Consider the following 14,586-nt stretch of genomic DNA (forward strand, 5'->3'; position numbering starts at 1 on the left):
CTTAATGCTTTGAATAAGGCGTTTCGATGCGATCGAGAAACAGCGTGGCGGCAAGCAGGTCGGCAGCTCCGCCCGGTGAGGCATTGAGTGCCAGCATGTGACGGTCTAATCTCGCCAGCGCCATCTGGCCTGCGGATGTCGCGCATCCTCCGGCGCTCAGCACCGCACGCGCACCGTTCTGCATGGCCTCCAGCCCCGCCATCCCGGCGCGCGACAGCACGCAGGTGTCGGTAAGCGACGTCATGATGGCCATCAGCGCATCGAGCCTTGCGTACGTTTCGCTGCTGCCGTTAAGACGGCTCAGACGAAGCCGCGGCAGAGCACGCTGCATCACGTGTGGAAATGCCTGCTGAGCCTCTTCACGTGCGCCCGGAACCCGGTAGCGGCGCGTGGCGCGTAGCCCTTTGCTGAACACTTTCGGCGCCGCGTCATCGGGCAGTTTCGCCAGCTGTGCCGCGGTATTCGCTACCGCCTGCGCGCTGGCATCGCCACCGAGCATCGCCACGGCACTGACCAGCAGCCCCAGCGCCCAAATCGCGCCGCGGTGGGTATTTACACCGTCGGTAGCCGCCATCATCTGCTGCTCACCTTCACGGCCGAGTCGCCCTATGGTTTGCCTGAGCGCAATATCCGCCGGACGCTGCCAGCTGTGTTGCGCCAGCGCCTGAAACGTGGGGGTCAGGCTGCGCGCGGAATGCTCCATCAACGCGAGCGACAGATCGTGGTGCGCGCCGTTCCCCCGACTGTCCACCAGACCGGGTTTCGGGCTTAACTGTGCTTCGTCAATCAGACACTGCGTGGCGGTTCGCGCCAGCCATTCGGCACCGCCTTCAACCTGAATCTGGGGCAGAAGTTTCATTACCAGCTCCGGAATTTCGCAGGTGGGTTGTAAAGACCGCCAGACCATTCAACCAGGTCTGACACGCTGCCTGCTGCCAGCAGAGAACGGGTGGCATCGGTGCGGCGAATCCCCATATCTTCCGGGTAAACCACTTTGCCGCTCTGGCGCAACTGCGCCACACGTTTGGCATCGACGCCCAGACCGATATCGGTGATCCCCGCGACGGCCGCAACCATCGCCCGGCGCTCTTCCAGACTTTCTGCGCGATAGAGGTAAGCAATCCCCTCTTCCGTCAGCACATGTGTCACGTCGTCGCCGTAGATCATGACCGGAGCCAGAGGCATTCCGGACGCTTTCGCAACGTCAACAGCATCGAGTTTTTCCACAAAGGTCGGTTTCACGCCTGCCTGGAAGGTTTCCACCATCTGGACGACGAGTTTTTTACCGCGCTGCATCGGATCAGGTTCGGTGATCATGTTCAGCCAGGCCGGGGTGGCATGACGACGACCATGCGGGTCATGGCCCATGTTTGGCGCACCGCCGAAACCAGAGAGACGACCACGGGTCACGGTTGAGGAGTTGGCATACCCGTCAACCTGCAGGGTTGAGCCGATGAACATATCAACGGCGTACTGGCCTGCCAGCTGACAGAAGGCGCGGTTGGAACGCATAGAGCCGTCGGCACCGGTAAAGAAGATATCCGGACGTGCACGAATGTACTCTTCCATCCCCAGTTCGCCGCCGAAGCAGTGCACGCTTTCCACCCAGCCGCTTTCAATCGCCGGGATCAGGGTTGGGTGCGGGTTAAGGGTCCAGTGTTTACAGATTTTGCCTTTCAGGCCGAGCTGTTCACCGTAGGTCGGCAGCAGCAGTTCAATCGCCGCGGTATTGAAACCAATCCCGTGGTTCAGGGATTGCACCTGATGTTCCGCATAAATGCCCTTAATGGCCATCATCGCCATCAGGATATGTTCCTGTTTGATGAGACGCGGGTCGCGGGTAAACAGCGGTTCGATAAAGAACGGTTTGTCGGCCACCACCACGAAGTCAATCCAGGAGCCGGGAATATCAACGCGCGGCAGGTCGCATTCGTCGTCCACCAGCTCATTCACCTGTGCGATGACAATGCCGTCATGGAACGCGGCCGCTTCCACCAGCGCGGGGGTATCTTCGGTGCTTGCGCCGGTATAAAGATTACCTTTTCGGTCCGCTTTAAAGCCGGCAATCAGCGCCACGTTTGGCGAGAGATCCACGTACAGACGTGAATAGAGTTCTATGTAGGTATGGATAGCGCCAATTTCGAGCTGACCATCTTCCAGCAGCTGCGAGATGCGCAGGCTCTGGGTACCGGAGAAGGAGAAGTCCAGCTTGCGGGCGATACCTTTCTCAAAGATATCCAGATGCTCGCTACGGCCCACGCTTGGCATAATCATGTGCAGGTCATGCACGATTTGCGGGTTCACTTCAGCCAGCGAGCGTGAAAGGAAATCGGCCTGCTTCTGGTTATTACCTTCCAGAACGACTTTGTCGCCAGGCGCGATCAGTTTTTCCAGCATGGCGACAAGATCGCCGGTTGGCAGTACCTTGCCCTGCACCGGTACGGAGGCCAGACGACGCGCTTTCTCGGTGCGTCGTGTGTTCCATTGCCGGGTGGGTGTTTGCCCAGATAACATTATTAACCTCCTGATTCAGCACATCATTCTGATTTGCTTAACGTTGAGTAAAGTGTGCGCTGTGGCGAGGAAGCCATCAATTAAGCGCAGGGCGGAATCATTAGCCTGAGAGTAATAATCAAGGTAAATATTTGTGATCGAGATCAGTTCATGTTTCGGAAAACCAGGCTAAACGGGGTACAATTCGGAAAGAACAGAAAATAACTGACAAGAATTAGCATCGCCGTTATGAGCCAAATCATTCCATCAGACTTCGACATCATCGCCGAAGACAGCACCGAGTTCGTGCCCATGCGCGGCGTGGCCAATTGCCATCTGCAGACCATGCTGCCGCGACTCATCCGCCGTAAGGTTCAGTTCACGCCGCACTGGCAACGGCTGGACTTACCGGACGGTGACTTTCTGGACCTGGCATGGAGCGAAGAGCCAGAACAGGCGCGCCACAAGCCGCGTCTGGTGGTCTTTCACGGTCTGGAAGGCAGTCTGCACAGCCCCTATGCACACGGGCTCATCCAGGCAGCCAAAGCGCGGGGCTGGCTCGGCGTGGTGATGCACTTTCGCGGCTGTAGCGGCGAACCGAATCGCCAGAAGCGCATCTATCACTCGGGTGAAACCGAAGACGGCACCTGGTTTTTACACTGGTTACGGGAAAACTTTGGTACCGTCCCGACAGCGGCCGTGGGCTACTCGCTGGGCGGCAATATGCTGGCCTGCCTGCTGGCAAAAGAGGGCGACACCGTGCCGCTGGATGCGGCCGTCATTGTCTCCGCGCCCTTTATGCTGGAGCAGTGCAGCTACCATATGGAGAAAGGCTTTTCCCGGGTCTATCAGCGTTACCTGCTCAACCTGTTGAAAGCCAACGCGGCGCGCAAGCTGAAGGCCTATCCGGATACGCTGCCGGTGAGCCTGCGTCAGTTGAAAAAGGTCCGTCGCATCCGTGAATTCGACGATCTGATCACCGCCAAAATTCACGGCTTTGCCGATGCGATTGATTACTATCGTCAGTGCAGCGCCATGCCGCTGCTCAGCAAGATCACGCAACCGACGCTTATCATTCATGCCAAAGATGACCCGTTTATGGATCATCACTCTATCCCCGCGCAGGAATTTTTGCCTGCCAACGTTCACTACCAGCTGACAGAGCATGGTGGTCACGTGGGGTTCATCGGTGGAACGTTGCGCCGCCCGAAAATGTGGCTGGAGTCGCGTATTCCTGACTGGCTTACCCCTTATCTGGACGGTGCAAAATGATTATTCCATGGCAGGACCTCTCCCCCGACACGCTCGATAATCTGATTGAAAGCTTTGTCTTGCGCGAAGGTACCGATTATGGTGAACATGAACGTTCGCTTGAGCAAAAGGTCAACGATGTGAAGCGCCAGCTCAAAAGCGGCGACGTGGTGCTGGTATGGTCTGAACTGCATGAGACGGTCAATATCATGCCCCGCAACGCGTTTCATGGCTGATCTTTAAACCTTTCCAGTCAGGGAGTTGCTATGTCTGCCAGACATCCGGTTATTGCCGTTACGGGTTCGAGTGGTGCGGGAACCACCACGACCAGCCTCGCTTTTCGTAAGATTTTCGCCCAACTGAATCTCCGTGCGGCGGAGGTCGAAGGCGATAGCTTTCACCGCTACACGCGCCCGGAGATGGATATGGCTATCCGCAAGGCGCGCGATCTGGGTAAACACATCAGCTACTTCGGCCCGGAGGCCAATGACTTCGGCCTGCTGGAGCAAACCTTTCAGGAGTACGGCCAGATCGGCAAGGGGCAGTCACGCAAATATCTGCACACCTACGATGAAGCCGTTCCCTGGAACCAGGTGCCCGGCACCTTTACCCCCTGGCAACCGCTGCCGGAACCGACCGACGTCCTGTTTTACGAAGGGTTGCACGGTGGCGTGGTGACGCCGCAGCATGACGTGGCGCGTCACGTGGATCTGCTGGTTGGCGTGGTGCCCATCGTGAACCTTGAGTGGATCCAGAAGCTGACGCGTGACATCAGCGAGCGCGGCCATTCACGCGAGGCGGTGATGGATTCCGTCGTGCGCTCCATGGAAGACTACATTACTTACCTGACGCCGCAGTTCTCCCGCACGCATATCAACTTCCAGCGCGTACCGACAGTGGACACCTCTAACCCGTTCGCCGCCAAAAGTATCCCGTCGCTGGATGAGAGCTTTGTGGTTATCCATTTCCGCAATCTCGACGGCATTGATTACCCCTGGCTGCTGGCGATGCTGCAGGGCTCATTTATTTCGCACATGAATACGTTAGTGGTTCCGGGCGGAAAAATGGGGCTGGCAATGGAATTAATTATGATGCCGCTGGTGCAGCGGTTGATAGAAGGGAAGAAAATCGCCTGATGATTTCCCTCTCCGCGTGGGAGAGGGCTTCGGTGAGGGCATCGGGGTGAACGATGCCCCCCCAATATCAGGCGTCGATCACTTCATACGAATGCGTAATTTTTACCGCTTTCTCGAGCATTAAGGCGACCGAGCAGTATTTCTCCGCTGAAAGATCGACCGCGCGTGAGACCGCCGCGTCTTTCAGTTCTTTCCCGCTGACGATGAAATGCAGGTTAATGTGGGTAAACAGGCGTGGTGCCTCTTCGCGGCGTTCTGAGGTGAGTTTTACTTCGCAGTCGGTCACATCGTGACGGCCTTTTTGCAGGATCGACACCACATCAATTGCGCTGCATCCACCTGCTGCCATCAGCACCATTTCCATTGGGCTTGGTGCTTTATCGCCGGAGTTACCATCCATCAAAATCTGGTGTCCTGAAGCGGACTCGCCCAGGAACGTTAAACCTTCAACCCATTTCACACGCGCTTGCATATTCACTCACTCCAACGTTGCATTTTTGGTGACAGATTACGCGTGCGTTACATTTCTCGCAATGGAAGGCGACCTGCGTCATGCTGAAGCGAGACACCAGGAGACACGCGGCGAAAGCTATGCTAAAACACTCAGGATGCTACAGTAATACATTGACGTTACACATGTATGCAGAGGACATCAAACTTTACTGGCTGCGAAACGTTACGATAGCCGACTTCCCAGGGTATGGGTAAGAATTCGATTGCAACCCCAGAGTCCGGATGCATCTTATGACTCTGGTGACAGCTTATAACAGAGGATAACAGCGCATGGTGCTTGGCAAACCGCAAACAGACCCGACTCTCGAATGGTTCTTGTCTCATTGCCACATTCATAAGTACCCATCGAAGAGCACGCTGATTCACCAGGGTGAAAAAGCGGAAACGTTGTATTACATCGTCAAAGGCTCGGTGGCAGTGCTGATCAAAGATGAAGAAGGGAAAGAGATGATCCTTTCTTATCTGAACCAGGGCGATTTCATCGGTGAACTGGGCCTGTTTGAAGAAGGCCAGGAACGTAGCGCCTGGGTTCGTGCAAAGACAGCATGTGAAGTGGCTGAAATTTCCTACAAGAAATTCCGTCAGTTGATTCAGGTTAACCCTGACATCCTGATGCGTCTTTCTTCGCAGATGGCGCGCCGTCTGCAGGTGACATCTGAGAAAGTGGGTAACCTCGCCTTCCTGGACGTGACCGGCCGTATCGCTCAGACCCTGCTGAATCTGGCGAAACAACCCGATGCGATGACTCACCCTGATGGCATGCAAATTAAAATTACCCGTCAGGAAATCGGTCAGATTGTCGGTTGCTCCCGTGAAACAGTGGGCCGTATTCTGAAAATGCTGGAAGATCAGAACCTGATCTCCGCACACGGTAAAACCATCGTGGTTTACGGAACGCGTTAATTCCGCTCAAACGGCGTGCCATCGCAAGGTGTCACGCCGTTTTTGTCTCTATTCCCCATGTGGCGCAGGCTGATTTATCACCCGGAAGTTAACTACGCACTGCGACAAACGCTGGTGTTGTGCCTTCCTGTGGCCGTAGGCCTGATTCTGGGCCATCTTCAGCAAGGTCTGCTCTTCTCTCTTGTTCCCGCCTGCTGCAACATTGCCGGTCTGGATACACCGCATAAGCGCTTTTTCAAACGGCTGATCGTGGGCGGCTCGCTGTTTGCGGGCTGTAGCCTCGCCGTGCAGCTTTTGCTGGCCCGCGATATCCCGCTGCCGCTGATCCTCACCGTCCTGGCGATGACCCTGGGCGTAACCGCTGAAATCAGCTCACTGCACGCGCGTTTGCTTCCCGCGTCGCTGATTGCCGCCATCTTCACGCTGAGCCTTGCGGGTAACATGCCGGTGTGGGAGCCGCTGCTGATCTACGCCCTCGGTACGCTGTGGTACGGACTGTTTAACTGGTTTTGGTTCTGGCTGTGGCGGGAACAGCCGCTGCGGGAATCCCTGAGCCTGCTCTACGTGCAGCTGGCGGATTACTGTGAAGCCAAATACACCTTGCTCACCCAGCATACCGATCCAGAAAAATCACTGCCGCCGCTGCTGACACGTCAGCAAAAGGTGGTGGACCTGATAAGCCAGTGTTATCAGCAGCTGCATATGCTCGCCGCCAATAAGAACCACGAATATAAGCGGCTGCTGCGCGTCTTTCAGGTGGGGCTGGACTTACAGGAGCATATCTCCGTGAGCCTGCACCAGCCGCAGGAGGTGCAAAAACTGGTCGAGCGCAGCCATGCCGAAGCGGTGATCCGCTGGAACGCGCAAACCGTCTCCGCGCGCCTTCGGGTGCTGGCTGACGATATTCTGTATCACCGCTACCCCACGCGCTTTAACATGGACAAACAGCTCGGCGCGCTGGAGAAGATTGCCCGTCAGCATGAAGACAACCCGGTGGGTCAGTTTGCCGCCTGGCACTTCAGCCGTATCGCCCGCGTGTTACGAACCCAGCGTCCGCTTTATCCGCGCGACCTGATGGCCGACAAACAAAAACGCCTGCCGCTGCTGCCAGCGCTCAGAAGCTACCTCTCCCTTAAATCATCTGCCCTGCGCAACGCCGCGCGAATTAGCGTGATGCTAAGCATTGCCAGCCTGATGGGCATGGCGCTGCATCTGCCCAAACCGTACTGGATTTTAATGACCATCCTGTTTGTCACCCAGAACGGCTATGGCGCGACGCGGGTGCGCATTCTGCACCGGGCAGGCGGAACGATGGCGGGGCTGATCATTGCGGGCGTTACGCTGCACTTTCACGTGCCGGAAGGCTATACGCTGGCAGGGATGCTGGTGATCACGATGGTGAGCTACCTGATCATCCGCAAAAACTACGGCTGGGCGATGGTGGGCTTTACGGTAACGGCGGTGTATACCCTGCAGTTGCTCACGCTCAACGGCGAGCAGTTTATTATCGCCAGGCTGGTCGATACCCTGATCGGCTGCCTGATTGCCTTTGGCGGCATGGTCTGGTTGTGGCCTCAGTGGCAAAGCGGGCTGCTCAGACAGAACGCCCATGATGCGCTGGAGGCCGACCAGCAGGCCATTCGCCTGATCCTGAGTGACGACCCGCAGCCCTCCCCGCTGGCGTATCAGCGGATGAAGGTCAACCAGGCGCATAACGCCCTGTTTAACTCGCTGAATCAGGCGATGCAGGAGCCCGGCTTTAACTCGCACTATCTGGCGGACATGAAGCTCTGGGTGACGCACAGCCAGTTTATCGTTGAGCATATCAACGCGATGACCACGCTGGCGCGGGAACATACGATGCTGACGCCCGATCTGGCGCAGCGCTACCTGCAGTCGTGTGAGATTGCCCTGCAGCGGTGTCAGCAGCGACTCGAGTATGACGCGCCTGGCGAGTCAGGGGATTCGAACATTCTGGAGGCGCCAGAGACGCTCACCCACGGGCCAATGAGCACCCTGGAGCAGCATCTGCAGCGCGTTCTCGGGCATCTGAACACCATGCACACCATTTCGTCGGTAGCATGGCGTCAGCGCCCTCACCACGGGATATGGTTAACCCGTCGCTTAACGCGAACGGAGTCTTAAGCGTTTACGATCTTCGCGACCGCCGCGGCAAAACGGTTTAATCCGTCTTCAATGTCCTGATTTTCGACCACCAGCGACGGCGCAAAGCGCATCACGTCCGGTCCGGCATTGAGCACCATCACCCCTTCATGGGCGGCGGCGTGCAGGAAATCGCGCGCGCGGCCTTTGTACTGTGGCTTCAGCTCCGCGCCGATCAGTAACCCCATCCCGCGGATCTCGCTGAAGACGTCATACTGGTCATCAATCTGCTGCAAATGCTTCACGAAAAGCTCACGCTTCGCGTTGACGCCGCTCAGAACCCCAGGGGTGTTGATAATGTCGAACGCGGCACCCGCGACGGCACTCGCCAGCGGGTTGCCGCCGTATGTGGAGCCGTGGGAACCCACGTGGAACGCGGAGGCAATCTCCTGCGTCGTTAATACCGCACTGACCGGGAAGCCGCCGCCGAGCGCTTTGGCGCTGGTCAGAATATCCGGCGTCACGCCGTAATGCATGTAGGCAAACAGGGAGCCGGTACGGCCCATCCCGCACTGCACTTCATCAAATACCAGCAGCGCCTGATGCTCATCGCACAGGTCGCGCAGCCCTTTCAGGAACTCAGGCGTGGCAGCCGTTACGCCGCCTTCTCCCTGGATCGGCTCCACCACCACCGCACAGGTGTGATCATCCATTACCGCTTTTACCGCATGGAGATCGTTAAACGGCACATGGATAATATCGGCCGGTTTTGGTCCAAAACCATCGGAATACTTTGGCTGTCCACCGACGGAAACGGTAAACAGCGAGCGACCGTGGAAGGCGTTGTGGAAAGCAATGATTTTGGTTTTGTACGGGCTGTGGCGCGTGGAGGCATAGTAGCGCGCCAGCTTGAAGGCGGTTTCGTTCGCTTCGGTACCGGAGTTCATAAACAGCACGCGTTCGGCGAAGGTCGCGCTGATTAACTTGCGGCCCAGACGTAGCGCCGGTTCGTTGGTAAAGACGTTGCTGGTATGCCACAGGGTTTCCCCCTGGGTTTTCAGCGCCTCTACCAGCGCAGGATGGCAATGACCCAGCGCCGTCACCGCAATCCCACCGGCGAAATCAACATACTCTTTCCCCTGCTGATCCCAGACTCGGCTGCCTTTCCCTTTTACCGGGATAAACTCAGCCGGTGCATAAATCGGCAGAATGACTTCATCGAATGTCGCGCGGGTAATTGCAGATTGTTCAGTTGCCATGTCATGACCATCCATTTTATGTCACAGTGATTATGAAAATATAATCACAAAATATGCATAAAAAATCACAGCAAGGCAACCACTATTCAACGATTGAGGAAATTTGCCAGCAGCTGGTGTCCCTGCTCGCTGAGGATACTCTCCGGGTGGAATTGCACCCCTTCGAGATCCCATTCACGATGTCGGATCCCCATGATCTCCCGGGTATCGCTCCAGGCAGTAACCTCAAAGCATTCCGGCAGCGTTGACGGGTCAATGACCAGCGAATGGTAGCGCGTCACGGTAAGCGGATTATTAAGCCCCGTAAACACGCCCGTGCCGGTATGGGTCACCGGCGCGGTTTTGCCATGCATCACTTTGGCGGCGCGCACAATGGTCGCACCAAACACCTGCCCAATGGCCTGGTGGCCCAGGCAGACGCCAAGAATGGGCAACTTACCGGCGTAGTGATGAATGACATCCAGCGAAATGCCCGATTCCGACGGCGTGCAGGGCCCCGGCGAGATAACGATTTTCTGCGGGGCAAGCGCGTCGATTTCGGCCAGGCTGATGTCGTCGTTGCGGCGGACCACCACCTCTGCACCCAGTTCACAAAAATACTGGTAAAGGTTCCAGGTGAAGGAATCGTAGTTATCAATCAGCAGAATCATGGCGGCTCCAGAAAAACGTGCCGCCCTATTCTACTCAGTTTCCCGCGCTTCGCTCACTACTTTGGCAAAGATGGCGTTCAGGGCCGTTAAATCGCCCATTGCGCCGCTCTGGTTGGCCGCCGCCCATTTGCCCGGGTCGATATCTTTCCAGCTCAGCTGATAGCCTGCATGGATGGCAAGTTGTTCGAAGAAGATCCGCTGAGCGATACCGTTGCCAATCCGGAAGGGATGGAGCACGTTGATCTCACAGTAGTAGTGACTCAGGCGGGCCACAAACTCCTCTTTCTGCAGACCGTTGAGATACCCCTCTTCCTCGAGATCCTGCATCAGGACATTGCCCTCTTTCTCGATGTAGGCGAAGTGGCAGAAGCGGGTGTCGCCCTGATAAATATCGATTTCGCGGATATCGCCCGCCCAGTCAAAAATATCCTGATAAAGGTGGCGGTGGATTGCACAGAGATGCGGCAACCCCGGCGCCGACGGGCCTAAGCCGAGCGTCGCCACCCGCAGCGCGGTGATCTCATAGGATGCCTTTGCAAGACGGTCAGCCTGGCGGATATTCAGACGGTTACGCATCACATTCAGACCCGGGTAGAGATACGGGTCACGATCGTCACCGATTTTATCGCTCATAGTGCCTCCTGAGTTCTTCAAGACGGCTTTGCGCATCCTGGGCGTTTAGCGTAACGAGCGGGCTATCAACCCCCTCAAGGCGGCGGCTGGCCTGGAAATTACTGTTTCGCTGCTGCTCCCAGAGACGGGATTTTTGCTTATCGGTGAGTTTTTTCACTTAACGCCTCCCTGAAGATGTCCGTGTGCCACAAGTATAAGCAGCAAAACGCGCTTTCGCAGGGAGGGGAGCGAAACACGGGCGAGAAGCGCCCGTGTCAAAGAAGGTTACGGCAGAACTTTTGCAGAGAGGATCACAACCGGTTTCGTCGGCACATTCTGGTACGGGCCAACGTCATGGGACTGCACCTGAGAAATCTTGTCAGCAACATCCATCCCTTTCACCACTTTACCGAAGACCGCGTAACCGAAGTCGCGCTGGCCGTGATCGAGGAAGGCGTTATCCGCCACGTTGATAAAGAACTGGCTGGTGGCGCTGTCTTTATCTGCCGTACGCGCCATTGAGATGGTACCGCGGGTGTTGCGCAGGCCGTTATCCGCTTCGTTTTTAATCGGTGCGTTAGGCTGCTTTTGCTGCATTTGCTCGTTAAAACCACCACCCTGCACCATAAAGCCCGGGATCACACGGTGGAAAGTGGTGCCGTTATAGAAACCGTTATTCACGTAGTCGAGGAAGTTTTTCACAGAAACCGGAGCTTTCTGGCTATTCAGTTCCAGCTCAATATTCCCGGCGGAGGTGGTCAGCAGAACGTGAGGGTCTCCTTTGGCTGCCAGCGCAGCAGGGGAAACGGCAGAAAGAGCAAACACAGCTGCGACAGCCGCCAGCGTTGATTTGAGCATGAGAATTCCTTAACAAAGCGCAGTATAAAAAGCGAATGGCTTGATTCTAAAGAGCAGTATGAACGGAGACCAGCCTTTTACCTAATTTTACGAAATTGAAACAGTTGTAACCACGCAAACGATTGGTTATGACGCCAATTAATGTGATCTGAATCACATAAAAACCTGCAATAGCGATCGAATTTCTCTTAAAAGATATGAATGGATCACTTTAATGTCTAAAATCTGCCCGCTCTCAGCGCCCCTCGGGCGCTTTTCTTTTCCTGAACAGGCCAGACATGACTAACAGCAATCGTATCAAGCTCACATGGATCAGCTTCTTCTCCTACGCCCTGACCGGCGCGTTGGTGATCGTCACCGGGATGGTGATGGGTAATATCGCAGACTACTTCCAGCTGCCCGTTTCCAGCATGAGTAACACCTTTACCTTCCTCAACGCCGGGATCCTGATCTCCATTTTCCTGAATGCCTGGCTGATGGAAATTGTTCCACTGAAAACGCAGCTGCGTTTTGGTTTCGTGCTGATGGTCGCCGCGGTCGCGGGTTTAATGGTGAGCCACAGCATCGCCCTGTTCTCTGCCGCCATGTTTGTGCTGGGTCTGGTGAGCGGTATTACGATGTCCATCGGTACGTTCCTGATTACCCACATGTATGAAGGTCGTCAGCGTGGCGCACGTCTGCTGTTTACCGACTCCTTCTTCAGCATGGCGGGGATGATTTTCCCGATGGTAGCGGCCGTTCTGCTGGCACGCAGCATTGAGTGGTACTGGGTTTATGCCTGTATCGGTCTGGTCTACGTGGCAATCTTTATTCTGACCTTCGGCTGTGAATTCCCGGTTCTGGGCAAAAAAGCGCAATCCACGGACGAGCCGGTCGCGAAAGAGAAATGGGGTATCGGCGTACTGTTCCTCTCCGTTGCCGCACTGTGCTACATCCTCGGTCAGCTGGGCTTTATCTCCTGGGTACCGGAATACGCCAAAGGCCTGGGCATGAGCCTGAACGACGCGGGTAAACTGGTGAGCGATTTCTGGATGTCTTACATGTTCGGCATGTGGGCGTTTAGCTTCATCCTGCGCTTCTTCGACCTGCAGCGCATTCTGACCGTGCTGGCAGGCATGGCAACCGTGCTGATGTACCTGTTCATTAACGGTTCACCGGAGCATATGCCGTGGTTCATCCTGACCCTGGGCTTCTTCTCCAGCGCGATTTACACCTCTATCATTACGCTGGGCTCTCTGCAGACCAAAGTGGCGTCACCGAAACTGGTGAACTTCGTGCTGACCTGCGGCACCATCGGCACCATGCTGACCTTCGTGGTCACCGGCCCGATCGTCGCCCACAGCGGCCCGCTGGCCGCGCTGCATACCGCTAACGGTTTGTACGCGGTGGTGTTTGTGATGTGCCTGGTTCTGGGCTTTGTGACCCGCCACCGCCAGCATAATACGGCAGCGGCGTCCCACTGATCCCCTACGCCCCTTTGCGCTCAGCGAAGGGGCTGTTTTTCGTGAAGATGTGCTCTTCCGCAACGTCGTCCATTTTGATCCACGTCTGCGCAAGCTGCGTCGTGGCAATCACTCGCCCCTCCCGAATTGACCAGCGCGCCGGCACCTGGCAGCGCACCGCTTCAAACCCGCTCTCCGCAGGCAGCACGATCAGGTTAGCCAGATTTCCCGTTTCGATACCGTAATCCGTCAGGCCGAAGGTTCGGGCGCTGTTGTGGGTTATCAGGTTCAAACCGTTGTCGATTTGCGAATACCCCATCATCTGACACACATGCAGCCCCATATGCAGTACCTGCAGCATATTGCCGGTGCCAAGCGGGTACCACGGGTCGAAGACATCATCATGCCCGAAACAGACGTTGATCCCCGCCTCCAGCAGCTCCTTCACTCGGGTAATCCCGCGTCGTTTGGGATAATCGTCAAAGCGTCCCTGTAAATGGATATTCACCAGTGGATTGGCGACAAAGTTGATGTCTGACAGCTTCAGCAGGCGGAAAAGCCGCGAGGTGTATGCCCCGTTATAGGAGTGCATCGCCGTGGTATGGCTGGCCGTGACCCGTGGGCCTAACCCTGACTCATAGGCCAGAGTGGCCACCGTTTCCAGAAATCGGGACTGCTCATCGTCAATTTCATCGCAGTGGATATCCAGCGGACGGTCATATTTCTTCGCCAGTTCAAAGGCAATGTGCAGCGATTGCACGCCATACTCGCGGGTGAATTCAAAATGCGGGATTGCCCCGACCACATCGGCGCCCAGCTTCAACGCCTCCTCAAGCAGCGCCGCGCCGTCCGGGTAAGAAAGGATGCCTTCCTGCGGGAACGCCACGATTTGCAGCGTGATCCACGGCGCAACTTCCTGCTTCACCTCCAGCATGGCCTTCAGGGCGGTGAGCGTCGGGTCAGAGACGTCCACGTGGGTGCGCACAAACTGAATACCGTTGGCAATTTGCCCTTTCAGCGTCTTCCAGGCGCGCGCTTTTACATCCTCATGGCTAAGCAGTGCCTTACGCTCCGCCCAGCGCTCAATGCCTTCGAACAGCGTACCGGACTGGTTCCAGCTCGGCTCGCCTGCCGTCTGGGTGGTATCAAGGTGGATATGCGGTTCAATAAACGGGGGGATGGCAAGGCCGCCACGCGCGTTTAAGATCCTTACGTTTTCGTCTTCGGTATCGCCCATCGGCGTTATGCCACCAAAACGGCCCTGCTCAATGGCGATTTGCCACAGCCCTTCGCGACCCGGTAAGCGAACATTCTGAATAAGCCCAAGCGGTGTTGTAGACATGCCTTTCCCCTGAAAAACGCGGCT

General features: G+C 56.3%; 15 protein-coding genes. 6 read left to right on the forward strand and 9 right to left on the reverse strand.

All coding sequences use genetic code 11. The features are described 5' to 3' along the window. Position 1: 1 nt before the first annotated feature. A complete protein-coding gene (locus ACMGG3_RS16405; protein WP_414149315.1) occupies positions 2–859 on the reverse strand; it encodes a triphosphoribosyl-dephospho-CoA synthase in 858 nt (285 codons plus the stop codon). Then, positions 859–2,514, reverse strand: coding sequence for a malonate decarboxylase subunit alpha (mdcA, locus tag ACMGG3_RS16410; protein ID WP_014171924.1), 1,656 nt, complete (start codon positions 2,512–2,514; stop codon positions 859–861). The genes ACMGG3_RS16405 and mdcA overlap by 1 nt, the downstream gene beginning before the upstream one ends. A 228-nt stretch (positions 2,515–2,742) precedes the next feature. Here mdcA and ACMGG3_RS16415 point away from each other — a divergent pair, with 228 nt between their 5' ends. From ACMGG3_RS16415 to ACMGG3_RS16425, 3 genes are read left to right on the forward strand one after another with little or no spacing between them, the layout of a single operon-like run. After that, on the forward strand, positions 2,743–3,765 hold the full coding sequence (locus ACMGG3_RS16415; protein ID WP_014171925.1) for a hydrolase: 1,023 nt from the start codon (positions 2,743–2,745) through the stop codon (positions 3,763–3,765). Beyond that, entirely contained in the window at positions 3,762–3,980 is a 219-nt protein-coding gene (locus tag ACMGG3_RS16420) for a YheU family protein (protein WP_014171926.1), read from the forward strand. The genes ACMGG3_RS16415 and ACMGG3_RS16420 overlap by 4 nt, the downstream gene beginning before the upstream one ends. A gap of 30 nt (positions 3,981–4,010) precedes the next feature. Then, on the forward strand, positions 4,011–4,880 hold the full coding sequence (locus ACMGG3_RS16425) for a phosphoribulokinase (RefSeq protein WP_324279782.1): 870 nt from the start codon (positions 4,011–4,013) through the stop codon (positions 4,878–4,880). 67 nt (positions 4,881–4,947) lie between these two features. Here the strand turns inward: ACMGG3_RS16425 and ACMGG3_RS16430 are convergent, their stop codons facing one another. Continuing rightward, positions 4,948–5,352 (reverse strand): OsmC family protein, encoded by a 405-nt coding sequence (locus ACMGG3_RS16430; protein WP_025202873.1) that lies wholly within the window; start codon positions 5,350–5,352, stop codon positions 4,948–4,950. Positions 5,353–5,663: 311 nt separating this feature from the next. Here ACMGG3_RS16430 and crp point away from each other — a divergent pair, with 311 nt between their 5' ends. Then, on the forward strand, positions 5,664–6,296 hold the full coding sequence (gene crp / locus ACMGG3_RS16435; RefSeq protein WP_000242758.1) for a cAMP-activated global transcriptional regulator CRP: 633 nt from the start codon (positions 5,664–5,666) through the stop codon (positions 6,294–6,296). A gap of 57 nt (positions 6,297–6,353) precedes the next feature. Beyond that, on the forward strand, positions 6,354–8,441 hold the full coding sequence (locus ACMGG3_RS16440; protein ID WP_020884592.1) for a YccS/YhfK family putative transporter: 2,088 nt from the start codon (positions 6,354–6,356) through the stop codon (positions 8,439–8,441). Here the strand turns inward: ACMGG3_RS16440 and argD are convergent. The 5 genes from argD to ppiA all read right to left on the reverse strand — a co-directional run bounded on the left by argD (position 8,438) and on the right by ppiA (position 11,778). After that, the gene (gene argD / locus ACMGG3_RS16445; protein ID WP_190320322.1) at positions 8,438–9,658 is read right to left on the reverse strand and encodes a bifunctional acetylornithine/succinyldiaminopimelate transaminase; all 1,221 of its coding nucleotides are present in this window, start codon (positions 9,656–9,658) and stop codon (positions 8,438–8,440) included. The genes ACMGG3_RS16440 and argD overlap by 4 nt on opposite strands. 86 nt (positions 9,659–9,744) lie before the next feature. After that, complete coding sequence (gene pabA / locus ACMGG3_RS16450; protein WP_014171933.1) at positions 9,745–10,308, reverse strand: aminodeoxychorismate synthase component 2; 564 nt, start codon at positions 10,306–10,308, stop codon at positions 9,745–9,747. 30 nt (positions 10,309–10,338) lie between these two features. Further along, positions 10,339–10,941 (reverse strand): putative adenosine monophosphate-protein transferase Fic, encoded by a 603-nt coding sequence (locus ACMGG3_RS16455; protein WP_025202869.1) that lies wholly within the window; start codon positions 10,939–10,941, stop codon positions 10,339–10,341. Further along, the gene (locus tag ACMGG3_RS16460) at positions 10,931–11,098 is read right to left on the reverse strand and encodes a YhfG family protein (protein WP_014171935.1); all 168 of its coding nucleotides are present in this window, start codon (positions 11,096–11,098) and stop codon (positions 10,931–10,933) included. Before ACMGG3_RS16460 ends, ACMGG3_RS16455 begins: the two co-directional genes overlap by 11 nt. 107 nt (positions 11,099–11,205) lie before the next feature. Beyond that, a complete protein-coding gene (gene ppiA / locus ACMGG3_RS16465; RefSeq protein ID WP_014171936.1) occupies positions 11,206–11,778 on the reverse strand; it encodes a peptidylprolyl isomerase A in 573 nt (190 codons plus the stop codon). A 278-nt stretch (positions 11,779–12,056) separates the two neighbouring features. On the opposite strand from ppiA, the gene tsgA reads away from it, so the two are divergent. Then, positions 12,057–13,241, forward strand: a complete 1,185-nt coding sequence (gene tsgA, locus ACMGG3_RS16470) for an MFS transporter TsgA (protein WP_020884588.1) — start codon at positions 12,057–12,059, stop codon at positions 13,239–13,241. A 4-nt stretch (positions 13,242–13,245) separates the two neighbouring features. On the opposite strand, the gene ACMGG3_RS16475 is transcribed toward tsgA, so the two are convergent. Then, the gene (locus ACMGG3_RS16475) at positions 13,246–14,562 is read right to left on the reverse strand and encodes a cytosine deaminase (protein ID WP_414149316.1); all 1,317 of its coding nucleotides are present in this window, start codon (positions 14,560–14,562) and stop codon (positions 13,246–13,248) included. Positions 14,563–14,586 lie beyond the last annotated feature (24 nt).

It is taken from the genome of Enterobacter sp. BNK-18, assembly GCF_047456135.1.
GTDB classification, from domain to species: domain Bacteria; phylum Pseudomonadota; class Gammaproteobacteria; order Enterobacterales; family Enterobacteriaceae; genus Enterobacter; species Enterobacter ludwigii.

Coding starts and splice junctions, on each gene's coding strand:
- ACMGG3_RS16405 (WP_414149315.1), bottom strand. CDS start 859: ATGAAACTTCTGCCCCAGATTCAGGTTGAAGGCGGTGCCGAATGGCTG.
- mdcA (WP_014171924.1), bottom strand. CDS start 2,514: ATGTTATCTGGGCAAACACCCACCCGGCAATGGAACACACGACGCACC.
- ACMGG3_RS16415 (WP_014171925.1), top strand. CDS start 2,743: ATGAGCCAAATCATTCCATCAGACTTCGACATCATCGCCGAAGACAGC.
- ACMGG3_RS16420 (WP_014171926.1), top strand. CDS start 3,762: ATGATTATTCCATGGCAGGACCTCTCCCCCGACACGCTCGATAATCTG.
- ACMGG3_RS16425 (WP_324279782.1), top strand. CDS start 4,011: ATGTCTGCCAGACATCCGGTTATTGCCGTTACGGGTTCGAGTGGTGCG.
- ACMGG3_RS16430 (WP_025202873.1), bottom strand. CDS start 5,352: ATGCAAGCGCGTGTGAAATGGGTTGAAGGTTTAACGTTCCTGGGCGAG.
- crp (WP_000242758.1), top strand. CDS start 5,664: ATGGTGCTTGGCAAACCGCAAACAGACCCGACTCTCGAATGGTTCTTG.
- ACMGG3_RS16440 (WP_020884592.1), top strand. CDS start 6,354: ATGTGGCGCAGGCTGATTTATCACCCGGAAGTTAACTACGCACTGCGA.
- argD (WP_190320322.1), bottom strand. CDS start 9,658: ATGGCAACTGAACAATCTGCAATTACCCGCGCGACATTCGATGAAGTC.
- pabA (WP_014171933.1), bottom strand. CDS start 10,308: ATGATTCTGCTGATTGATAACTACGATTCCTTCACCTGGAACCTTTAC.
- ACMGG3_RS16455 (WP_025202869.1), bottom strand. CDS start 10,941: ATGAGCGATAAAATCGGTGACGATCGTGACCCGTATCTCTACCCGGGT.
- ppiA (WP_014171936.1), bottom strand. CDS start 11,778: ATGCTCAAATCAACGCTGGCGGCTGTCGCAGCTGTGTTTGCTCTTTCT.
- tsgA (WP_020884588.1), top strand. CDS start 12,057: ATGACTAACAGCAATCGTATCAAGCTCACATGGATCAGCTTCTTCTCC.
- ACMGG3_RS16475 (WP_414149316.1), bottom strand. CDS start 14,562: ATGTCTACAACACCGCTTGGGCTTATTCAGAATGTTCGCTTACCGGGT.